Annotated in this window: 4 protein-coding genes; 3 read left to right on the plus strand and 1 reads right to left on the minus strand. The window is 70.8% G+C overall.

Annotated features, from left to right (window positions below; all coding sequences use genetic code 11):
* Positions 1–472, plus strand: a 472-nt coding sequence (locus FF041_RS39240) for a DUF6397 family protein (protein ID WP_228388522.1), incomplete at its 5' end; no start/stop codon positions are given.
* A gap of 36 nt (positions 473–508) precedes the next feature.
* Here the strand turns inward: FF041_RS39240 and FF041_RS22415 are convergent.
* Positions 509–799, minus strand: a complete 291-nt coding sequence (locus tag FF041_RS22415) for a hypothetical protein (protein WP_153524465.1) — start codon at positions 797–799, stop codon at positions 509–511.
* A 324-nt stretch (positions 800–1,123) separates the two neighbouring features.
* On the opposite strand from FF041_RS22415, the gene tdh reads away from it, so the two are divergent.
* Together tdh and FF041_RS22430 are read left to right on the plus strand one after the other, a co-directional pair.
* Positions 1,124–2,152 carry an L-threonine 3-dehydrogenase gene (gene tdh, locus FF041_RS22425; RefSeq protein ID WP_153524467.1) on the plus strand — a complete coding sequence of 343 codons (1,029 nt, stop codon included), beginning with the start codon at positions 1,124–1,126 and terminating at the stop codon, positions 2,150–2,152.
* A gap of 186 nt (positions 2,153–2,338) precedes the next feature.
* The coding region (locus FF041_RS22430; RefSeq protein ID WP_153524473.1) for a glycine C-acetyltransferase at positions 2,339–3,417 on the plus strand (1,079 nt) is incomplete at its 3' end.

Raw genomic sequence — 3,417 nt, forward strand, 5'->3', positions numbered from 1 at the left:
CGCCGCCGTGCTCGACCCGCTGACGCTGGTCGAGACGGTCACCGACGCCCATGAGCGTGCGCGGCTCCAGGCCCTGCGTCCCGGGTCCGACACCGTCGAGCCCCAGTCGCCGGCAGCCCGGGAGGTGCTGGAGCGGCTGATGACGGCCGATCATCCGGACGAGATCCGGTGGCACCGGACCCATCTGGCACAGCTGCTCCGCGAGGCCCGGGGAGCCTGCCCGGCCGCCCGGCCCGCGGTGAGCCCCGTGGCGTCCGGCACGGCGTTCGGAGGGAGCGCCGGGGCCGGGGCGCCGTGTGCCCAGGGCGGCGGGCGCACGGTCCGGGCCGGGGAGAGCCGGTCCGCACCGACCGGCGGAGTCGGCGCCGGACTGATCCCCAGGGGCGGCCGGCCGGTGCCGGTGCGCCGCCGCCCTGATGGCCGCGGCTTGCTCGGACGGCTGCGGCTGCGCGGGCCGAGGGCCCGTCGCTGAGGGCGGGGGGCCGTCGCGAGGGGCTCCGGGGAAGACTCAGGCCGCCTTGTGCGGCAGGGAAGGGACGGTGGCGCCGCCGCCTTTCTGCACCGCCTGGACCACGGCTTGATGCAGAGCCCGGCTGTCGCCCTCGGAGGCGCACGGAATGGGACTGCCCGACATCGTGAACCAGTCGGAAGCGCCGCTGTACTGCACCGCGACACGCGCTTCGTCACCGGCCCAGGTGGTGTGCACGGTCAGATCCCCGGTCAGTGCGCCCACCTCGTCCGTGAGCACTCCTCCGCGCCCGGAGTACACGCCGGTCGTCGTCCACGATGCCCAGCTCATCCTCCCAGGTTCGCACCGCCGGGCCGGATATGCGACCGATGGCCGCCGGAGCCGGGAGCCGGGAGCCGGGAGCCGGGAGCCGGGAGCCGGGAGCCGGGAGTCCGGAGCTCGGAGCGCCCCGGCCGGATCGCACCCTCCCTGTGCCCGGTGTGAAGCTCCGCTATGGGACCGCTTAAGAAATCCTCGATGGACTACTCGGCCCACCCTGGGCAGATTGGTGCAGGTCCCCCGACCGACGCTGTCGTACGTTGTTGCCACCGGCGCGCATGCCACAGCCTGCCGTCTCGTCATGATCGATCCGATGACATTCCAGGAGCCACCCCGATGAAGGCACTTGTCAAGCAGCATGCCGAGCCCGGACTGTGGCTGGTGGACGTGCCGGAGCCCGAGATCGGACCCGGCGATGTCCTGATCAAGGTGCTGCGCACCGGCATCTGCGGAACCGACCTGCACATCCGCTCCTGGGACGCCTGGGCCCGGCAGGCGGTCAGCACCCCGCGTGTGCTCGGGCACGAGTTCGTCGGCGCGGTCGCGGCCGTCGGAGCCGACGTCGAGGACATCGCGGTGGGTGACACGGTGAGCGGCGAGGGACACCTCGTATGCGGCAAGTGCCGCAACTGCCTCGCCGGCCGCCGCCATCTGTGCCGCAGCACGGTCGGTCTCGGCGTCGGCCGGGACGGCGCCTTCGCGGAGTATGTCGCCCTGCCCGCGTCCAATGTGTGGGTGCACCGCACCCAGGTGGACCTGGACATCGCCGCGATCTTCGACCCGTTCGGCAACGCCGTGCACACCGCGCTCTCCTTCCCGCTGGTCGGAGAAGACGTACTGATCACCGGAGCGGGGCCGATCGGCATCATGGCCGCGGCCGTGGCCCGGCACGCCGGAGCGCGCAATGTGGTGATCACCGATGTCAGCGAGGCCCGGCTGGAGATCGCCCGCAAGGCCGGGGCGACCCTCGCTCTGAACGTCTCCGAGCACGGCATCGCCGAGGCCCAGCGCCGACTGGGGCTCAAGGAGGGCTTCGACATCGGCCTGGAGATGTCCGGCCGCCCCGAGGCCATGCGCGATATGGTCGACAACATGACCCACGGCGGGCGCATCGCCATGCTGGGCCTTCCCGCGGAGGAGTTCGCCGTCGACTGGTCGAAGATCGTCACCTCGATGATCACCGTCAAGGGGATCTACGGACGTGAGATGTATGAGACCTGGTACTCCATGACGGTTCTGCTGGAGGCCGGACTCGACCTCACCCCGGTGATCACCGGCAGCTACGGTTACCGGGACTTCGACACCGCCTTCGACGAGGCGGCCACCGCCCGCAGTGGAAAGATCATCCTCGACTGGACCCGGTGACCGGTCACGGCCGACCGATCCGCCGGTGACCCGGTGACCCGGTGACCCGGTGACCCGGTGACCCGGTGACCGGTCCGTCGGCCGGCGCCCGTGCGCCGGATCGCCCACGAACGAACCGGAGCGCCCCCGGCCGAGCCGGGGGAAACCCGACCACCAGCCCGCAGCATCCCCGAGGGAGCACTCTTCATGTACGCGTCCGTACGCGCCGACCTCCTCACCACCCTGGAGGAGATCCGCGCAGCCGGTCTCCACAAGCCCGAGCGGATCATCACCACCCCGCAGAGCGCCACGGTCTCCGTCGCCGCCCACGATGTGCTCAACTTCTGCGCCAACAACTACCTCGGTCTCGCCGACCACCCCGAGGTCGTCTCCGCCGCCAAGGAAGCGCTGGACCGCTGGGGCTACGGCATGGCCTCCGTCCGGTTCATCTGCGGCACCCAGGATGTGCACAAGGAGCTGGAGGCGAGGCTCTCGGCGTTCCTCGGCCAGGAGGACACGATTCTGTACTCCTCCTGCTTCGACGCCAACGGAGGGGTCTTCGAGACCCTCCTCGGCCCCGATGACGCGGTGATCTCGGACGCCCTCAACCACGCCTCCATCATCGACGGCATCCGTCTCTGCAAGGCCCGCCGCCACCGCTACGCCAACCGCGATCTGGCCGATCTCGAACAGCAGCTCAAGGAAGCCCAGAGCGCCCGCCGCAGGCTCATCGTGACCGACGGCGTCTTCTCCATGGACGGCTATCTCGCGCCCCTCGCCGAGATCTGCGATCTCGCCGACCGCTATGACGCCATGGTCATGGTCGATGACTCGCACGCCGTCGGCTTCGTCGGTCCCGGTGGCCGGGGCACCCCCGAACTGGCGGGCGTCATGGACCGGGTGGACATCATCACCGGCACCCTCGGCAAGGCGCTCGGCGGCGCCTCCGGAGGGTATGTCGCCGCCCGCGCGGAGATCGTCGCACTGCTGCGCCAGCGCTCCCGCCCGTATCTCTTCTCCAACTCCCTCGCCCCGGTGATCGCCGCCGCCTCGCTCACGGTGCTCGATCTGCTGGAGTCGGCGGGAGAGCTGCGCGAGCGGCTCAACGAGAACACGGCGCTGTTCCGCCGCCGGATGACCGAGGCGGGCTTCGAGATCCTGCCCGGCGACCACCCCATCGTTCCCGTCATGATCGGAGACGCGGCCGAGGCGGGCCGGATGTCCGAGCTGCTCCTGGAGCGCGGGGTCTATGTCATCGGCTTCTCCTACCCCGTCGTTCCGATGGG

This window comes from Streptomyces jumonjinensis, from assembly GCF_009600885.1.
Taxonomy (GTDB): Bacteria; Actinomycetota; Actinomycetes; order Streptomycetales; family Streptomycetaceae; genus Streptomyces; species Streptomyces jumonjinensis.

Bases quoted from the DNA above. Each gene is read 5' to 3' on its own strand.
- tdh (WP_153524467.1), top strand. From the start codon at position 1,124: ATGAAGGCACTTGTCAAGCAGCATGCCGAGCCCGGACTGTGGCTGGTG.
- FF041_RS22415 (WP_153524465.1), bottom strand. From the start codon at position 799: ATGAGCTGGGCATCGTGGACGACGACCGGCGTGTACTCCGGGCGCGGA.